The 16,021-nt window shown below is 56.8% G+C and carries 10 protein-coding genes; 9 read left to right on the plus strand and 1 reads right to left on the minus strand.

Annotation, left to right across the window (positions count from 1 at the left end; genetic code table 11):
* The first annotated feature begins 5 nt into the window (after nt 1–5).
* The 4 genes from PBA01S_RS19015 to PBA01S_RS19030 all read left to right on the plus strand — a co-directional run bounded on the left by PBA01S_RS19015 (nt 6) and on the right by PBA01S_RS19030 (nt 3,567).
* Complete coding sequence (locus tag PBA01S_RS19015) at nt 6–689, plus strand: site-2 protease family protein (RefSeq protein ID WP_028537901.1); 684 nt, start codon at nt 6–8, stop codon at nt 687–689.
* An 89-nt stretch (nt 690–778) separates the two neighbouring features.
* Nucleotides 779–1,543 carry a 16S rRNA (uracil(1498)-N(3))-methyltransferase gene (locus PBA01S_RS19020; protein WP_127576525.1) on the plus strand — a complete coding sequence of 255 codons (765 nt, stop codon included), beginning with the start codon at nt 779–781 and terminating at the stop codon, nt 1,541–1,543.
* Between the two features lie 3 nt (nt 1,544–1,546).
* Nucleotides 1,547–2,890 carry a tRNA (N(6)-L-threonylcarbamoyladenosine(37)-C(2))-methylthiotransferase MtaB gene (gene mtaB / locus PBA01S_RS19025; protein WP_016311439.1) on the plus strand — a complete coding sequence of 448 codons (1,344 nt, stop codon included), beginning with the start codon at nt 1,547–1,549 and terminating at the stop codon, nt 2,888–2,890.
* Between the two features lie 239 nt (nt 2,891–3,129).
* On the plus strand, nt 3,130–3,567 hold the full coding sequence (locus PBA01S_RS19030; protein ID WP_028537903.1) for an NUDIX hydrolase: 438 nt from the start codon (nt 3,130–3,132) through the stop codon (nt 3,565–3,567).
* A 71-nt stretch (nt 3,568–3,638) separates the two neighbouring features.
* On the opposite strand, the gene PBA01S_RS19035 is transcribed toward PBA01S_RS19030, so the two are convergent.
* A complete protein-coding gene (locus tag PBA01S_RS19035; RefSeq protein ID WP_127576526.1) occupies nt 3,639–4,664 on the minus strand; it encodes a Na/Pi cotransporter family protein in 1,026 nt (341 codons plus the stop codon).
* 173 nt (nt 4,665–4,837) lie between these two features.
* Between PBA01S_RS19035 and PBA01S_RS19040 the strand changes: the two genes are divergently transcribed.
* The 5 genes from PBA01S_RS19040 to PBA01S_RS19060 all read left to right on the plus strand — a co-directional run.
* Nucleotides 4,838–6,211, plus strand: coding sequence for a class I SAM-dependent rRNA methyltransferase (locus PBA01S_RS19040; protein WP_028537905.1), 1,374 nt, complete (start codon nt 4,838–4,840; stop codon nt 6,209–6,211).
* Nucleotides 6,212–6,354: 143 nt separating this feature from the next.
* Complete coding sequence (gene addB / locus PBA01S_RS19045; RefSeq protein WP_127576527.1) at nt 6,355–9,897, plus strand: helicase-exonuclease AddAB subunit AddB; 3,543 nt, start codon at nt 6,355–6,357, stop codon at nt 9,895–9,897.
* Nucleotides 9,894–13,913, plus strand: a complete 4,020-nt coding sequence (gene addA, locus PBA01S_RS19050) for a helicase-exonuclease AddAB subunit AddA (protein ID WP_127576528.1) — start codon at nt 9,894–9,896, stop codon at nt 13,911–13,913. The genes addB and addA overlap by 4 nt, the downstream gene beginning before the upstream one ends.
* Nucleotides 13,914–14,018: 105 nt before the next feature.
* Nucleotides 14,019–15,218 carry an exonuclease SbcCD subunit D gene (locus tag PBA01S_RS19055; RefSeq protein ID WP_127576529.1) on the plus strand — a complete coding sequence of 400 codons (1,200 nt, stop codon included), beginning with the start codon at nt 14,019–14,021 and terminating at the stop codon, nt 15,216–15,218.
* On the plus strand, nt 15,215–16,021 hold an 807-nt coding region (locus tag PBA01S_RS19060; protein WP_164744204.1), incomplete at its 3' end, for an AAA family ATPase. The genes PBA01S_RS19055 and PBA01S_RS19060, both read left to right, overlap by 4 nt.

The following is a 16,021-nucleotide window of genomic DNA, read 5'->3' on the forward strand; positions in this document are numbered from 1 at the left end:
TAAATATGGATTTTCTAGACCGAATATTGCGGGTTCCGTTGGACCAGCTCCCCTTTTATTTGATCACGCTGGTGATCGCCTTTACGCTGCATGAATTTTCGCATGCCTATTTTGCTAACAAATTCGGGGACCCGACGGCCAAGCTGCTGGGGCGCGTGACGTTGAATCCGGCAGTTCATTTTGATCTATTGGGGATTATCCTGCTCCTGCTTGCCGGGTTCGGTTGGGCCCGGCCGGTTCCGGTGAACCGTGACAATTTCAGCAAACCGCGCCTGATGGGTGTGATCGTATCGGTTGCCGGACCGCTCAGCAACTTGCTGCTGGGTGTCCTGGGGACGCTGATTTACGTGATGCTGGCCCGTTTTGGCGTGCTGGATGCAATTACGAACGAGAAGTTATTTCAAGCCGTTCTTATTTTCTTTAATCTATTTACAGTCATGAACTTCTTCTTATTTTTATTTAACCTGATTCCTTTACCGCCGCTTGACGGCTATCGAATTTTGGAGGATGTGGTGCCGCGCCGCATGTTAGGCAAATTGCAGCAATATGAGCAGTGGTCGGTGCTGATCTTCTTAGTGATCCTGATCGTCCCGGGCATGCAGAAGTATACGATCATGCCGCTATATAATGCAGCCGAAACGATCTATTACCAGTTTGCCCATCTTTTCCTAGCTTTGTTTGGCGTATAGGCTGGAGAAGAGGACTGGAAACAGAAGTTCAAAAGTTGTATGATGTAGTTTGGTGATTTTTGACCTTATGGAACGGTGAGGATGATGGCATGCAGCGATATTTTGTGGATCCCGCGCAATTTGGCGATCGGGAAGTGACGATTGCCGGTGAGGATGCCCGTCATATCGGCAGGGTGATGCGTTCCAAACCCGGCGATAAGCTGATCGTGAGCGACGGGATATCCCGGGAAGTCCTCGCGGAGATTACAATCATCGAGCCGCAGCAAGTGACCGCGGCTATTATAGAGGAGCTGGCGGCGTCGGGCGAACCGTGGCTTCAAGTGACGGTAGCCCAAAGCTTGCCCAAAGGCGACAAAATGGAAACCGTCATTCAGAAGTGTACGGAGATTGGTGCAGCTTCTTTCCTTCCTTATTTATCTGAGCGTACGGTGGTACAGTATGACAGCAAGAAGGAGGAGAAGCGGCTCACCCGCTGGCAGAAAATCGCCAAGGAAGCCGCCGAGCAAGCGCATCGCAGCAAAATTCCGACGGTTGAGCTTCCCGTCAAATGGGACAAGCTTCTTGTAGAGCTGAAGAACTACGATTTGGTATGTTTATGTTATGAAAAAGAGGACGGCCGGCAGCTGCGAGACGTGCTGAAGCCTTTCGTTATCGGGTTGACACCTGAAAGAACGGTGAAAGTCGCTGTGGTCGTTGGACCGGAAGGCGGCTTTACCGAAGCGGAAGTAGAGGAAGCCGAAGCTGCGGGAGCGGTATCCGTTGGTTTAGGCCGGCGCATTTTGCGTACCGAGACCGCTGCCATGGCCGCCCTGACTTGCATCATGTATGAATCCGGAGAAATGGGGGGGAAATGAGCGATGCCTACTGTCGCCTTTTACACCTTGGGCTGTAAAGTGAATTTCTATGATACTGAAGCCATTTGGCAACTCTTTAAAAACGAAGGCTATGAACAGGTTGATTTCGAGGAATCAGCTGCCGACGTTTATTTGATTAATACTTGTACGGTGACGAATACCGGTGACAAGAAGAGCCGTCAGATTATTCGGCGGGCGGTGCGCCGTAACCCCGACGCGATCATTGCGGTAACTGGCTGCTACGCGCAGACATCACCTGCGGAGATTCTGGATATTCCGGGCGTAGATCTCGTCATCGGTACACAGGACCGGGACAAAATTATCCCTTACGTGAAGCAGCTCCAAGAGCAACGTAAGCCGATTAACGCTGTGCGCAACATTATGAAGACCCGGGAGTTCGAAGAGCTGGACGTACCAAGCTTTGCCGATCATACCCGCGCTTTTCTGAAAATCCAAGAGGGCTGCAACAACTTCTGCACCTTCTGTATTATCCCTTGGTCGCGTGGTTTGTCGCGCAGCCGCGACCCGCAAAGCGTCATTCAGCAAGCGCGTCAACTGGTCGCTGCAGGATATAAGGAAATTGTTCTGACTGGCATCCATACGGGCGGCTATGGGGATGATTTGGAGAACTACCGTTTGTCCGATCTGCTGTGGGACTTGGATAAAGTCGAAGGGCTGGGACGTATCCGGATCAGCTCGATTGAAGCAAGCCAGATCGATGAACGGATGCTGGATGTGTTGAAGAACTCCTCGAAGATGTGCCGTCACTTCCATATCCCGCTGCAAGCAGGCAGCAATGAAGTGCTGAAGCGGATGAGGAGAAAGTACACGATCGAAGAATTCGAGCATAAAATCAAAATGATCCGCGATTTCATGCCGGACGTTGCGATTACAACTGACATCATTGTCGGCTTCCCTGGGGAAACTGACGAGCTGTTCCGTGAAGGCTTCGAAGCGATCAAACGCATCGGCTTCTCGGAAATGCACGTGTTCCCGTATTCCAAGCGGAGCGGTACGCCGGCAGCGCGGATGGAGGACCAGGTCGACGAAGAAGTGAAGCATGCTCGCGTGCATGAACTGATCGACTTGTCCGAGCAAATGCAGCTGGCTTATGCGGAGAAATTCGTGGGTCAGGTGCTGGATGTCATTCCAGAGAAGGATGAGAAGGGCACTGCCGGAGACGGCTTCGTGACGGGCTTCAGCGACAACTACCTGCAAATTCGCTTCCCGGGCACACCGGACTTGACCGGCAAAATCTGCCGCGTGAAGCTGACCAAAGCGGATGCGAACACCTGCGAAGGACAGTTAGTTCGAGTTCTGGACGATGCCACTCAAGCCTTAGCTTAATAAGGTCGCCCGCCATCGGGCATAGGTCAAGGATTTCACCCTGATTGGGGTTGAAATCCTTGTTGTTACATACGGGTAATTTGGAAGTATGAGTGCGATGCACCTATAATTAACAAATAACAACGGGCGTCAACAATTTCTCGCCCAGCGCCGAAGACGGCATATCCTGAAGGGAACAGCGAACAGAAGCGCCTCAGTCCATTGGGAGGCTTGGGTAAAATAAAGGAGGTACAGCCAGAATGCCATTCAAAGAAATCTCTGCTGGAGGCGTCGTTTATCGCATCCAAGACGGACGGCTGCAAGTGCAACTGATTACCGATCGTTATGGCAAGATATCGTTTCCGAAAGGGAAGAGGGAACCAGGCGAAACCGTGGAACAAACGGCGCTGCGCGAAATTTTGGAAGAAACCGGCATTGTGGGCCGGATTAATAAATTGATTGATATCATCGCATATACTTACCATCATCCCAAACTCGGCTCCGTGGAAAAAGAAGTCCATTATTACCTGGTAGAATGGCAAAGCGGTGCCCTCCGTCCTCAGCTTGAGGAGATCCGCAGCGTGTCCTGGTACGAGCCGCAGGAGGCTTGGCGTCAGCAACGCAAGGCGGGATATGACAATAACGACTTCATCTTAGAGAAGGCCTTGCAAATGCTGGGGATCGAGCCGGAGAACTAATACGGTGCAGTTGTTTTCTGCGATATTGAAGAGATGGGAGAATATCGGGGAAAATAACTGCATTTTTGCGGCTATTTAGATGCCTTCGCATTCGGAAGGAGGGGGCCGGCGTGATGATCCAGGTCTTCAGGCGGGTCCAGCTTGGACCAGATTGGCAAATAGCAGAACGGCAGCGCCAGCAAGGAGCAGACCACATTAAAAATCGTCTGCGTGTGAGCGATTTGCGCTGAAAGATCGCTGGTTAACCAGGCTGCCGCCCCTTGCAGCAGCGGAACTAGCGGCAAGAACAAGACTGCTCCCAATACGTTGAGCGTTACATGCGACCATGCGACGAAGCGGCCAGCTCGGGTGCCGCTGATGGCGGCGATGACCGCCGTGACACAGGTGCCTACGTTGGAGCCGATAACCATGGCGATGCCAAATTCGACCGGCAAGGCACCACTAGCGGCGAGTCCCATCGTCATGGCGACGACGGCAGCACTGCTATGAATGATCGCTGTCAGGATAGCGCCGGCAAAGGCGCCCCACAACAGGCTGCCGGTGGCATGCTCCAGCAGCCAGGAGATCACGCCGCGCTCTTCCAGCGCCGGACCAATCGACTGCATAAAACGGATGGCGATCATAACGAGGCTGAAGCCGGCGATAGCCAGGGCAGCATACTGCAAGGGCAGCAACCAGGGGATGCGGCGTTGGATATAGTTTGGCAACATTTCGCCTGCCAGCACGGCGGCGGCCCATAACGTGAACGAAACGATCAGCATGGGGGCTCCCAGCTTGGCTATATTAAGGGCAAGCAGTTCTGTGGTCAGGCAGGTTCCGATATTCCCTCCCAGAATAATGCCGAGCGTCCGTGCATAGGACAACAGGCGGGCGTTAACCAGGCCAATTGTCATGACGGTTACAGCGGTGCTGCTCTGTAAGACAGCCGTGATAAAGGTGCTCGACACAAGGCCGGTCCAAGGTGTCCGCGTCGTCCGGTGAAGAACACCAATCAGTCGTGGACCTGCCCATGCGTGCAGGGCCGCCTCCATGACCTTCATGCCGAACAGGAACAGGGCGAAGCCAAACGTCACAGGAAACAAAATCTCATGAAACATGCTGGCAACCTCCCTCCCCGGATGATCTGTCAAATGCAGACAAGCGATAATCGTACAAGTTACATATATGACGGTCGGACAACTTCCATGCCAGTCAGGCTGACGAACCGTCCCGGTCGCAGCGGTGCTTTAGGCGTCGTGAGTCATATTTAAAATGAGGAGTGAAGGATTAAGTGGCAAGGGTCATATTGCAACGCAGCCGCAAGAAACGGGTGGAAAAAGGACATCCTTGGATCTTCAAAAATGAAATCGAACGATTGGAAGGAGAGGTGGAACCGGGCGATTTGGTTGAGGTGGTTGATCACCGGAACCGTTATCTGGCCACCGGGTATTACAACCCGGCTTCACAAATTACTGTCCGCATCGTGTCGTATACACCGTTGGAGGCGATGGACAAGGCCTTTTTTGTCCGTAGGTTTCAGGAATGCTTGAAGCATCGGGAACGGTTCGTGAAGGAGGACGCTTACCGTTTCGTATACGGAGAGGCCGACTTTTTGCCGGGGCTGATTGTGGACAAGTTTGGTGACGTGTTGGTAGTACAACTGCTTACACTGGGGATGGACCGCTGTCGGGAGCAGATCGTAGAGGCGTTGTCCGAAGTGATGCACCCCGTTGGCATCTATGAACGCAGTGATGTAGGTGTCCGGGAAATGGAAGGCTTGGAGCAGGTGAAAGGGTCGATCTTTGGCCAGCCGCCGCGCCATGTGATCGTTTCAGAGAACGGGCTTAAGATCGAGGTGGATATCGAGCAGGGGCAAAAAACCGGGTATTTCTTCGACCAGCGGGAAAACCGGGCGTCCATCAAGCCGTTGATGACCGGCTGGGGTGGCCGCAGCGGCATTTCGCTGCAAGAGCTGCCCACGGAAGACGGCGGTGTGCGTCTCGCACCGGTTAACCGGAACGGTAAAGAAGTCACCTTCCCGTACTGGGATGGAGCTACCGTGCTGGAATGCTTCTCGCATACCGGAAGCTTCACCTTGCATGCTTGCAAATATGGAGCCAAAAAGGTCACTTGCCTTGACATCTCCGAGCATGCGATAGAAAGTGCGAAGCGGAACGTGGAACTGAATGGGTTCACCGATCGCGTCGAATTTGTGGTGGCTGATGCGTTTGACTATCTGCGCAGCCAGGTAAAGGGCTTGGAGGAACGGGCACGGCGGGCTGCCCAGGACGCTAAGGTCGATACTTCCGTGCCTTTGACCGCCGGCGGCGGGCGGACGTGGGACGTCGTGATCCTCGATCCACCGGCGTTCGCCAAGACGAAAGCGGCGGTCAAAGGCGCCGTTCGCGGCTATAAAGACATTAACCTGCACGGCATGAAGCTGGTAAATGAAGGCGGCTATTTGGTCACGGCCAGCTGCTCTTACCATATGCGTCCGGATCTGTTCCTGGAGACGATTCTTGAGGCAGCGGAGGATGCGGGCAAAGTACTGCGTCTTGTGGAATGGCGGGCAGCCGGTAAGGACCACCCGCAAATTCTTGGGGTGGACGAAGGACATTACCTGAAATTTGCCATTTTCGAAGTGCGCAGCAAACACGCGTTATAAAATTGAATATAATTGAATTACAGCCTCGTTTCGCGAGCTTTCGCGGTGCGAGGCTGTTTTTGTGACGGAAGAAGATGCGAATGTTTGATCGTATTTATGCTATACTGGAACTTAACGAATTGTCCGTCGTAGGAGGGATTTCCATGTCTTTACAGTTTATACTCGGCCGCTCCGGCAGCGGCAAAACGAGCCTCATTCTTGACCGGGTGACCTCCAAGCTGCGGGAGCAACCGATGGGTCCGCCGCTCATTATTTTAACCCCGGAGCAAGGCACGTTTCAGATCGAGCAACGGATCGCTACGGCCCCGGGACTGCACGGTACAGTACGCACTCAGGTGTTAGGATTTCGTCGATTGGCGCTGCGCGTCATGCAGGAAACCGGAGGTGCGGCATTGGTGCCGATCGATGATGAAGGCAAGAAAATGCTGCTGTACAAGCTCATGCGCCGCCGCAAAGACGAGTTGAAGCTGTTTGGACACGGCGGAGACCAGCTCGGATTAATTGACCGGATCGCCGGGCTGTATACGGAAATGAAGAAATATAATGTGGATTTCTCCACTTTGCAGGAGCATTATCATCTTCTGGAGCAGATCGAAGGGGAGTCTCCTTTATTAAAAGATAAAATGCACGATTTGAGCCTCCTGTTCGCGGAGTATGACGAAGAACTGTCCCGCTTGTACATCGACAACGAGGACCATGTCGTCAAGCTGGCGCAGGGGGCCAGCGAGTCGGCTTATTTGCGCGGGGCGGAAATTTGGATTGACGGGTTTCATACGTTTACCCCTCAGGAATATACTGCGATTCTCGCGCTGCTGAAATCGGCGGCTTCGGTTACGGTCTCACTGACATTAGACCGAGTATACAACGATGGAAATCAGCCGCATGAACTTAACCTGTTCTATACCCCTGCATCTGCCTTCGTGAAGCTGAGCCGACTGGCTGCAGAAGAGGGGATTGAGGTGCTGCCGCCGGAGCTGCTGGAAGCTCGCCCGTTCCCGCGGTTTCGGGAGAGCGAGACGCTTTCATACTTGGAGTCGGCTTACGAGCGACGTTCGCCATGGCCGAAGTCTGAGCCGCCTAAAGATTTAGAGAAGGCCTTGTCTCTGCACCGGGCGGCCAGCCGGCGAGCCGAGGTCGAAGGGGCGGCACGTGAGATGGTGCGTCTCGCCCGGGAAGAAGGTGTGCGCTGGCGGGACATGGCGCTCTTGGTGCGCAACTTAGGGGATTATGAAGAACTGCTTGCTCCAACGATGGAAGCATACGGGATCCCTTATTTCCTTGACCAGAAAACAAGCATGCTGTATCACCCCATGATCGAGTTTATTCGGGCGGCGCTGGACGTTGTGCTTGGGTTTTGGAGATACGAAGACGTATTTCGCTGCGTGAAAAGCGAATTTCTTCTGCCGCTGGACGGCAGTCTGACGCGTGAACATATGGATGTGCTGGAGAATTATGCTCTGGCGAGCGGAATCCAAGGTTATCGATGGTTTGACGGCCGTCCTTGGAAATCGGCGCCCAGCCTGTCGCTGGAGCAGGAGGATCAAACGTCGGCATCCACGAAAGCCATGGAGCAGCTGCAGCTGTTGGAGCGGTGCCGCGCTGCGGTCGCCGGCCCTTTGACCGCTTTTGAAAAAGAAATCCGTAAGGCGAAGAACGCAGAAAATATGTGTGCGGCAGTGTACCATTTGCTGGAGCGGGTGGAAGCCGCCCAGCGCCTGGATGTGTTGGCACACCAAATGGTTCGCGAAGGTAAGCCGCGTCAGGCGATGGAGCATCGCCAATTATGGGGCGCGGTATTGGACGTGCTTGACCAGATCGTAGAGATGATGGGGGACGAGCCGTTGGAGCTGGAGCTCTTTGCCGGCGTGCTGGAGACCGGGCTCAAGGAGCTGAAGGTGTCGCTGGTGCCGCCTTCGCTCGACCAGGTGCTGATCGGGAGTACGGAGCGGACGCGTTCGGGGCAGGTCAAGCATCTGTTCTTGCTTGGCATTAATGAAGGAATCATGCCAGCCAATCTGCAGGAGGAGGGGGTGCTCAGCGAGCAGGAGCGGGAGCGACTGGCGGAGCTTGGCTTGGAGCTGGCTCCGGGGCTGGCCCGCAAGCTGTTGGATGAACGTTTCCTCATCTACGAAGCGTTGTCCGGGGCAAGCCGTTCGCTCTGGCTAAGCTACCCCGCTGCCGATGGTGAGGGGGGTGCACTTTTACCATCGGAGGTGATCCGGCATGTGAAGCGGATCTTCCCGGGACTAAAGGAGCAGCCGCTGCTATTAGCGCCGGGGTCTGTCAGCAGCTCCACCGATCCGTTCGCTTCTCAGCTTGAATACGTCTCTCATCCGGGTCCGACGCTAAACGCCTTAATCGGTCAGCTGCGACTGTGGAAGACGGGAGAGTCCATTTCGCCGCTGTGGTGGCGTGTGCTGGAATGGTACAAGTCCCGACCGGAATGGGAAAGCAAAACGGCTCGCCTGCTGACCTCGCTGGATTATCGTAACCGGGTGCGCGGTTTGACGCCGGCAACGAGCCGACGGCTTTACGGCAAACGGCTGCGGACAAGCGTATCGCGGATGGAACAGTTCTCGGCTTGTCCGTTCGCGCACTTCGCTTCACATGGGCTGAAGCTGAAGGAACGCCAGCTTTACCGACTGCAAGCGCCGGATATCGGACAGCTGTTCCATGCGGCGCTCAGTCAGATGGCGATCACCTTCAAGTCGCAAAACCGCAGCTGGGGCAGCCTTACGCCAGAGGAAGCGATTCAGGCCGCCAATTCGGCTGTTGATGAGTTGGCACCTAAGCTGCAGGGCGAAATCCTGCTTAGCTCCAAGCGCTACGGTTATATTTCCCGCAAGCTGAAAGCGATCGTTGGTCGGGCTTCGTTAATCCTTGGCGAGCAAGCGCGTCGCGGCAGCTTCGAGCCGGTTGGCCTGGAGCTGGATTTTGGACCAGGGCGGCCCTTGCCTCCGCTGACGTTTGAGCTGCCCAACGGCTGCGTGATGGAAATCGTCGGCCGGATTGACCGTGTGGATATGGCGGAAGGCGAACAAGGCCTGCTCTTGCGGGTCATCGACTACAAGTCGAGTCAGACCGACCTAAAGCTGCACGAAGTGTATTACGGCTTATCTCTACAAATGCTCACCTATCTGGACGTTCTGCTGTCCTCGGCGGAAGCCTGGCTGGGGCAGCCCGCCCTTCCTGCCGGCACGTTGTATTTCCATGTGCATAACCCGCTGCTGCAAAGCAGCAACGGCATGAGTGCGGAGCAGGCGCAGCAGGAGCTGCTAAAGCGATTCAAGATGAAGGGCTTGCTGCTCGCAGACCGGGATGTGATCGCGAAGATGGATGCCCAACTGGAAAAAGGCTATTCCGATATCATTCCGGTGGCCATTAAGGCGGATGGCGGCTTCTACAGCAGCGCCTCGGTTGCAACGCCGGAACAGTGGGATACGCTGCTGGGTTCTGTACGGAGGACGATTACGGAAATCGGCACGCGCATCACCGACGGTGACGTGCAGATTGCCCCATATCGACTTGGCCTGGAGACGGCTTGTACGTTCTGTCCCTACAAACCGGTGTGCCGCTTTGAGGAAGCATTGGACGGCAATGCATATCACGTCCTCGGCAAACCGGGCAAAAACGAAATTTGGCAGCTCCTTGGACAGGAGCGCGGAAAGGAGGCAAATCCTTCATGACCATCCCGATGAAACCAAAACCAGCTGGCAGTTACTGGAGTGATGACCAATGGCGGGCGATCGCCTTGTCCGGCGGTGACATGCTGGTGGCCGCAGCCGCTGGGTCCGGCAAGACAGCGGTGCTCGTCGAGCGGATTATCCGCAAGCTGACGGACCGCGAACAGCCGCTGAGCGTGGAGCGGCTGCTGGTGGCTACGTTTACCAAAGCCGCCGCTGCGGAGATGCGGGGTCGGATCACGGAAGCGCTGGAGAAGGAATTAGCCAAGGACCCGGGCAACGAGTACTTGAACCATCAGCTGGCCATGTTAGGGCGCGCTTCGATCACGACGCTCCACTCGTTTTGTATGGAAGTTATTCAACGCTATTACACGCTGATCCCGCTCGATCCAGGCTTTCGGATTGCCTCGGAAAGTGAGACAGCGCTGCTGCGTCAAGAGGTGCTGGAGGAACTGCTTGAGGATAAATACGGAAGTGAACCGGCGGACAGCCCGTTCTTGAAGCTGGTGGATCTGTTTGGCGGAGAGCGCACCGATGCGGCGGTCTTTACGCTGGTGCAGCGGCTTTATGACTTCTCGCGCAGCCATCCTTGGCCAGATCACTGGCTTCAGGAAGCGTCTTCCTCTTTTATGGCTCCAGATCTCGCTGCCCTAGAGAAGAGCGCATGGGTCCAAAGCCTATTGGCCGATACGAAGTTGGCGCTGGGAGGCGCGATCAGCTTGCTGACGCAAGCAAAGGCGCTGGCGTTATCTCCGGGAGGGCCGGAGCCGTATGCCGTCACGCTGGAGGATGATCTGAACGTGGTCCGCTCGCTGCAGGAAGCGGTGGCAGGCGGAGCTTGGGCTTCGTTGTATGACGCGTTTCAAGGGGTGAACTTCGGCAAGCTGAAGCCGGTCAAGAAAGACCAGACCGATCCGGAGGTACAGGAGCGGGTAAAAGCGCTGCGAGAAGAAGCGAAGAAGACAGTCACCGATTTGCGGACGCAGCTGTATGGTCGACCGGCGGAGGCGTTTTTGCGGGAGATGCATGACATGGCTCCACTGCTTGGTGCATTATCGGAGCTCGTGAGTGAATTTGGAGAACGTTACCGGCTGCAAAAAGTGTCCAAGGGCTGGCTCGACTTCTCCGACCTGGAGCATTATTGCCTGCAAATTCTGCGGCATCCGGATTCGGAGCCGGGCGAGCTGCGACCGTCTGATGCGGCCATGGAATACCGCCGGCAATTCGATGAGGTGCTGCTGGACGAGTATCAGGACACCAATACGGTGCAGGAGACGATTGTACGCTTAATTTCCCGGGAGAACCCGGGCAATCGGTTTATGGTTGGCGATGTGAAGCAGAGCATCTATCGTTTCCGCTTGGCGGAACCCGGGCTGTTCCTGGAGAAATATCGAACCTATGGCGACGATTTTGACGGAGCCGGGCTGCGCATCGATTTGGCGCGGAACTTCCGCAGCCGGCGCGAGGTCGTTGACGCGGTGAATTTACTGTTCCGACAGATCATGAACGAGAGTGTAGCGGAAATATCGTACGATACACGGGCCGAGCTGGTGTATGGGGAAGGCTTTCCACCGCAGGGAACCGAGGATTATCGCCCAGAGCTCTTGCTGATTGATCGCGACAACGGATCAAGCAGCGGTTCAGACTCGTTCGATAGCAGAGACAGCGAACCCTTGGACGGCGAAGGCGGGGACGAGGAAGATGAGGCTGCGTTGATTGAGGCGGTGCGGCTGGAAGCCCGCGCCATTGCAGCTCGTATTCGCGGGATGTTGGGCGAAGGCGGTGAACCGCTGCGCATCTACGACAAGCAGCTGCAGACGATGCGTCCGGTCGCTTTCCGAGATATGGTGATTTTGCTGCGGTCGACGTTGACCTGGGCGCCGGCAATGATCGAGGAGCTTCGAGTGGAAGGAATTCCGGCGTACGGGGAGTTAAGCCAAGGTTATTTTCAGGCGTCCGAGGTTGAAACGATGCTGTCGCTTCTGCAGGTGATCGACAATCCGCTGCAGGATATTCCGCTGGCAGCGGTGTTACGTTCGCCGCTGTACGATTTTTCTGAGGAGGAGCTGGCGGACATACGCCTAGCTTCCCCAAGCGGCCGTTACTATGAGGCGGTTCTGGCACGAGCAGCTGTTGGGAATGCGGAGTTGGCGCGAAGCGACAGCAGAGAGGGAGGCAATGGAGAAGCCTCCGTGTACCAGCCGGAGACGGACCCGGTTGAAACGGCTAACGATGCATTAGCGCTGAAGCTGCAGGAGTTCTTGCGGCAACTGGAAGCGTGGCGAAGCATGGCACGGATTGGACAGCTGAGCGACCTGATCCGCGAGATTTACCGGGAAACCGGTTATCTGGAATGGGTTGGCGGCTTGCCGGGCGGAACCCAGCGTCAGAGCAACCTGCAGGCGCTGCTGGATCGGGCGAGACAATACGAGGTATCGTCTTCGGCGCCCGGGTTGTTCCGCTTCTTGCGTTACGTTACTCGACTGCGCGAGAACGGCGGCGACCTTGGGGCTCCGGGCGATGCCGGGGAACAGGGCGACGGCGTGCGCATCATGACGATTCACAAAAGTAAAGGCTTGGAGTTTCCGGTTGTGTTCGTCGCCGGATTGTCCAAGCAATTTAACCGTCAGGATCTGAACGCACCGTTTCTGATGCACAAGGAGCTTGGCTTTGGTCCGAAGTACGTTGACGCGAACACACGCGTCAGCTACCCGACGTTGCCGAATCTGGCGATCCGGCGGCGGGCGCAGATGGAGCTGTTGGCGGAGGAGATGCGCGTTCTGTACGTGGCGCTTACCCGCCCGAAGGACAAGCTTGTACTCGTCTCTTCGGTCAAAAATCTTACCAAGTCCGTTGAAGCTTGGGGCGGTGCGCTGGAGGCGAGTGAGCAGCAGCTGCCGGATTATTTGCTGGCGCGGGGACGCTGCTATCTCGACTGGATTGGCCCAGCGCTGATCCGCCATCCAAGTGCACGGGAGCTGCGACAGTTTGCCGGGCTGCCGGAGGTTGGTCCTGCCGTGTTGGCGGACAGCCCTTCCGACTGGCACATCGCGTTTCTTTCCGCCCGCACGGCGGGACAGAACGGAGCGGTGGCAGAAGCGGCTGTCACTGCGGAGACTGTGGCAGTGGATTCGGCGCAAATCAAGGCGTTGCTGTCTGTTCAGCCGACAGCGGTCCTGCCGGAAGAGGCGGAAGACGTCGAGGCGGCTGAGATGAGAGCCTTAGTAGAGTCCCGACTCAGTTGGACGTATCCTTATGCGGCAGCAAGCCGAGTCGCGGCCAAAACCTCAGTGACGGAGATGAAGGCGCTGATGTCGCTGCAGGAGGAACCGGCTCGCGATGTCTTCGTCGAAGCAGAATTATTGCGTGAGCGGAAGCAGGCGGAAGCGGAAGAGCAGCCGGAATTCACGCTGCATCTGCGCCGTCCGCGGTTCATGGAGCAGCGTAAGCTGACTCCAACCGAACGCGGGGTCGCCTACCATACGCTGATGCAGCACCTGCCGTTTAACGCTGAGCCGGGGATCGCAGTCGTTCAAGCGACGCTGGACCGATTGATCGAGCGGAAGATGATGAGCGCGGAGCAGGCGGCGGCCATTGAGGTGGATAGCATCGCAAGATTGCTGCAGAGTCCGCTTGGCGAACTGCTGCGGCAGGCGGACTGGGTGAAACGCGAGATGCCGTTCAGCTACGGGTTGCCTGCAGCGGAAGCCTCACCGCAGCTGAGTGGATTGGAAACGATGCAAGATGGATCGCCGGGCGCTGCGATCCAGGAGCTGGACGGGGAAACGGTTCTGATCCAGGGGATTGTGGACTGCCTGTTCGCAGTAGGCGGCAAGGTGTATCTACTCGATTACAAAAGCGACCGAGTACTGGAGCATCGCGGGGGGGCGGAAGCGCTGGCGGAATCGTACCGATTCCAGCTGGAGCTGTACGCCCAAGCGGTTGAGGATATCACCGGTTCGACCGTGGATGAGAAATGGTTGTATTTCTTTGACGGCGGCCAAGCGGTGAGATTGTAATCTCCATGGATGCGGGCAGCCAATAAAGGCTGCCCGCCATCTATCCGAAATAGAGCGAGTGCTAGAATGCCGGCGTACTTGGCCGGGATCAAGGGGGAGAAACGGATGCGCATTTTACATACGGGAGATTGGCATTTAGGGCGCACGCTGGAGGGACGCAGTCGGCTCATAGAGCAGGAGGCGTTTCTGGACGAGCTGGTGCAGATAGTCAAGGATCAGCAAGTGGATCTCGTCTTGATGGCGGGCGACGTGTATGACAGTGTGAATCCGCCGGCTGCGGCGGAAGCGATGTTCTACGATGCGGCGGCGCGGCTGACGGAGACCGGCTGCCATCTGGCGGTGATCGCCGGGAACCATGACCAGCCGGAGCGGGTGGCTGCGGTATCGCCGCTGGTGGCGCGCCGGGGCATTTCGTTGGTGGGGCTGCCGGTGCCGGAGGCGATCACCGTTCCTGTGCCGCGCACCGGGGAGACCGCGGTCATTGCTGCGTTGCCGTATCCTTCCGAAGCCCGGCTGTCCGAACTGCTGGCCGGTGACGCGGATGAATCTGAACTGCGGTTGGCTTACAGCGCCAAGGTGGGGATATTGATGCGCCAGCTGGCCGGAGCGTTTCGCCCGAACACCGTGAACCTTGCGATGAGCCATATCTATGTGCTTGGCGGCGTGGAATCGGACTCTGAACGGCCGATTCAGGTTGGCGGCGCTTATACCGTGGACCCGTCGGCGCTGGACATCGGCGCGCAATACACGGCCCTGGGGCATCTGCACCGGCCGCAAGCGGTAAAGGGAGCCGGATTAACCCGGTATAGCGGGTCGCCGCTGGCGTATTCTTTTTCCGAGGCAGGACAAGCCAAATCAGTGATGCTCCTGGATGTGGTACCTGGGAAGGAGCCGATCTTGGAGGAGCTGTACTTGAGCAGCGGGCGGCCGCTGGTACGCTGGAGCTGCCGGGGCGGGCTGGCAGAGGCGTACCGTTGGTTGGAAGAGGGAAGGGACGCGAACGCGTTTATCGACCTCGAAATCAGCCTAACCGAAGCGATGGCGCTCAGCGACATCCAGGCGCTGCGCAAGGCTCATGATGGAATCGTCCATATTCGTCCGGTCTATCCGGGACGGGAGCTGCAGGAGGAACTTGTCTCCCGGGAGAGCGTACCGGTGCATGAGCTGTTCCGCAAGTTTTACCAGCGGCAAACCGGCGGAGCTGAGCCGGAGGAAGAGTTGGTCGAGCTGTTTATGTCCCTCGTCTCCGAACAAGAGGATGAATGCGCGGCTGCGGATGGTGCTGTGGAGGGAGGAAGCCGATGAAGCCGATTACGCTAAAATTAGCCGGGCTGCAAAGCTACCGGGAAATGCAGACGATCGATTTTACCGAGCTGTGCGAGACAGGGTTGTTTGGCATTTTTGGGCCGACGGGCAGCGGGAAGTCGACGATTCTGGATGCGATCACGTTGGCCCTTTACGGCAAAGTCGGCCGTGCATCCGGCGGAACCCAAGGGATTATGAACCATTTGGAGGACGCGCTGTTTGTGGCGTTTACGTTCGAGCTGACTTCTGCGGCCGGGACGGAGCGTTACCGGGTGGAGCGGCGGTTTAAGCGCCAGGGCGAGTTGTCGGTCAGCAATACGATCAGTCGGTTTATCGAAATTTTGCCGGATGATGAGGAAAAAGTCATCGCCGACAAGCTGGCTGATGTGACACGTTGCGTGGAGCAGAAGCTCGGTCTCAAAATGGATGATTTCACCCGTGCGGTTGTTTTGCCTCAGGGAAAATTCGCCGAGTTCCTGTCCCTGAAGGGGGCGGACCGACGGGCGATGCTGCAGCGGCTGTTCCACTTGGAAAAATACGGTGACCTGCTAGGGCAGAAGCTGACCCGCAAGGTCAGAGCAAACGAGCAGCGCCGCGCCGAGGTGGCCGCCGAGCAGCAAGGGCTCGGGAATGCCTCCGCCGAGGCGCTGGAGCAAGCGGCGGCAGCGGTGCAAGAGGCGGCGGCGCTCGCCGCCGAGCGGCGCCGCGAGCTGCTGCACGCGCAGCAGCGCTATGACCAGCTCGCCAAAGTGCGCGAGCTGGCGGTCGAGCGCGCCGAGCGAGCGGCGCAGCTGGAGGCGCTG

The sequence above is a fragment of the Paenibacillus barengoltzii NBRC 101215 genome (genome assembly GCF_004000745.1).
Classification (GTDB): Bacteria; Bacillota; Bacilli; order Paenibacillales; family Paenibacillaceae; genus Fontibacillus; species Fontibacillus barengoltzii.

Bases quoted from the DNA above. Each gene is read 5' to 3' on its own strand.
- PBA01S_RS19015 (WP_028537901.1), top strand. From the start codon at position 6: ATGGATTTTCTAGACCGAATATTGCGGGTTCCGTTGGACCAGCTCCCC.
- PBA01S_RS19020 (WP_127576525.1), top strand. From the start codon at position 779: ATGCAGCGATATTTTGTGGATCCCGCGCAATTTGGCGATCGGGAAGTG.
- mtaB (WP_016311439.1), top strand. From the start codon at position 1,547: ATGCCTACTGTCGCCTTTTACACCTTGGGCTGTAAAGTGAATTTCTAT.
- PBA01S_RS19030 (WP_028537903.1), top strand. From the start codon at position 3,130: ATGCCATTCAAAGAAATCTCTGCTGGAGGCGTCGTTTATCGCATCCAA.
- PBA01S_RS19035 (WP_127576526.1), bottom strand. From the start codon at position 4,664: ATGTTTCATGAGATTTTGTTTCCTGTGACGTTTGGCTTCGCCCTGTTC.
- addB (WP_127576527.1), top strand. From the start codon at position 6,355: ATGTCTTTACAGTTTATACTCGGCCGCTCCGGCAGCGGCAAAACGAGC.
- addA (WP_127576528.1), top strand. From the start codon at position 9,894: ATGACCATCCCGATGAAACCAAAACCAGCTGGCAGTTACTGGAGTGAT.
- PBA01S_RS19055 (WP_127576529.1), top strand. From the start codon at position 14,019: ATGCGCATTTTACATACGGGAGATTGGCATTTAGGGCGCACGCTGGAG.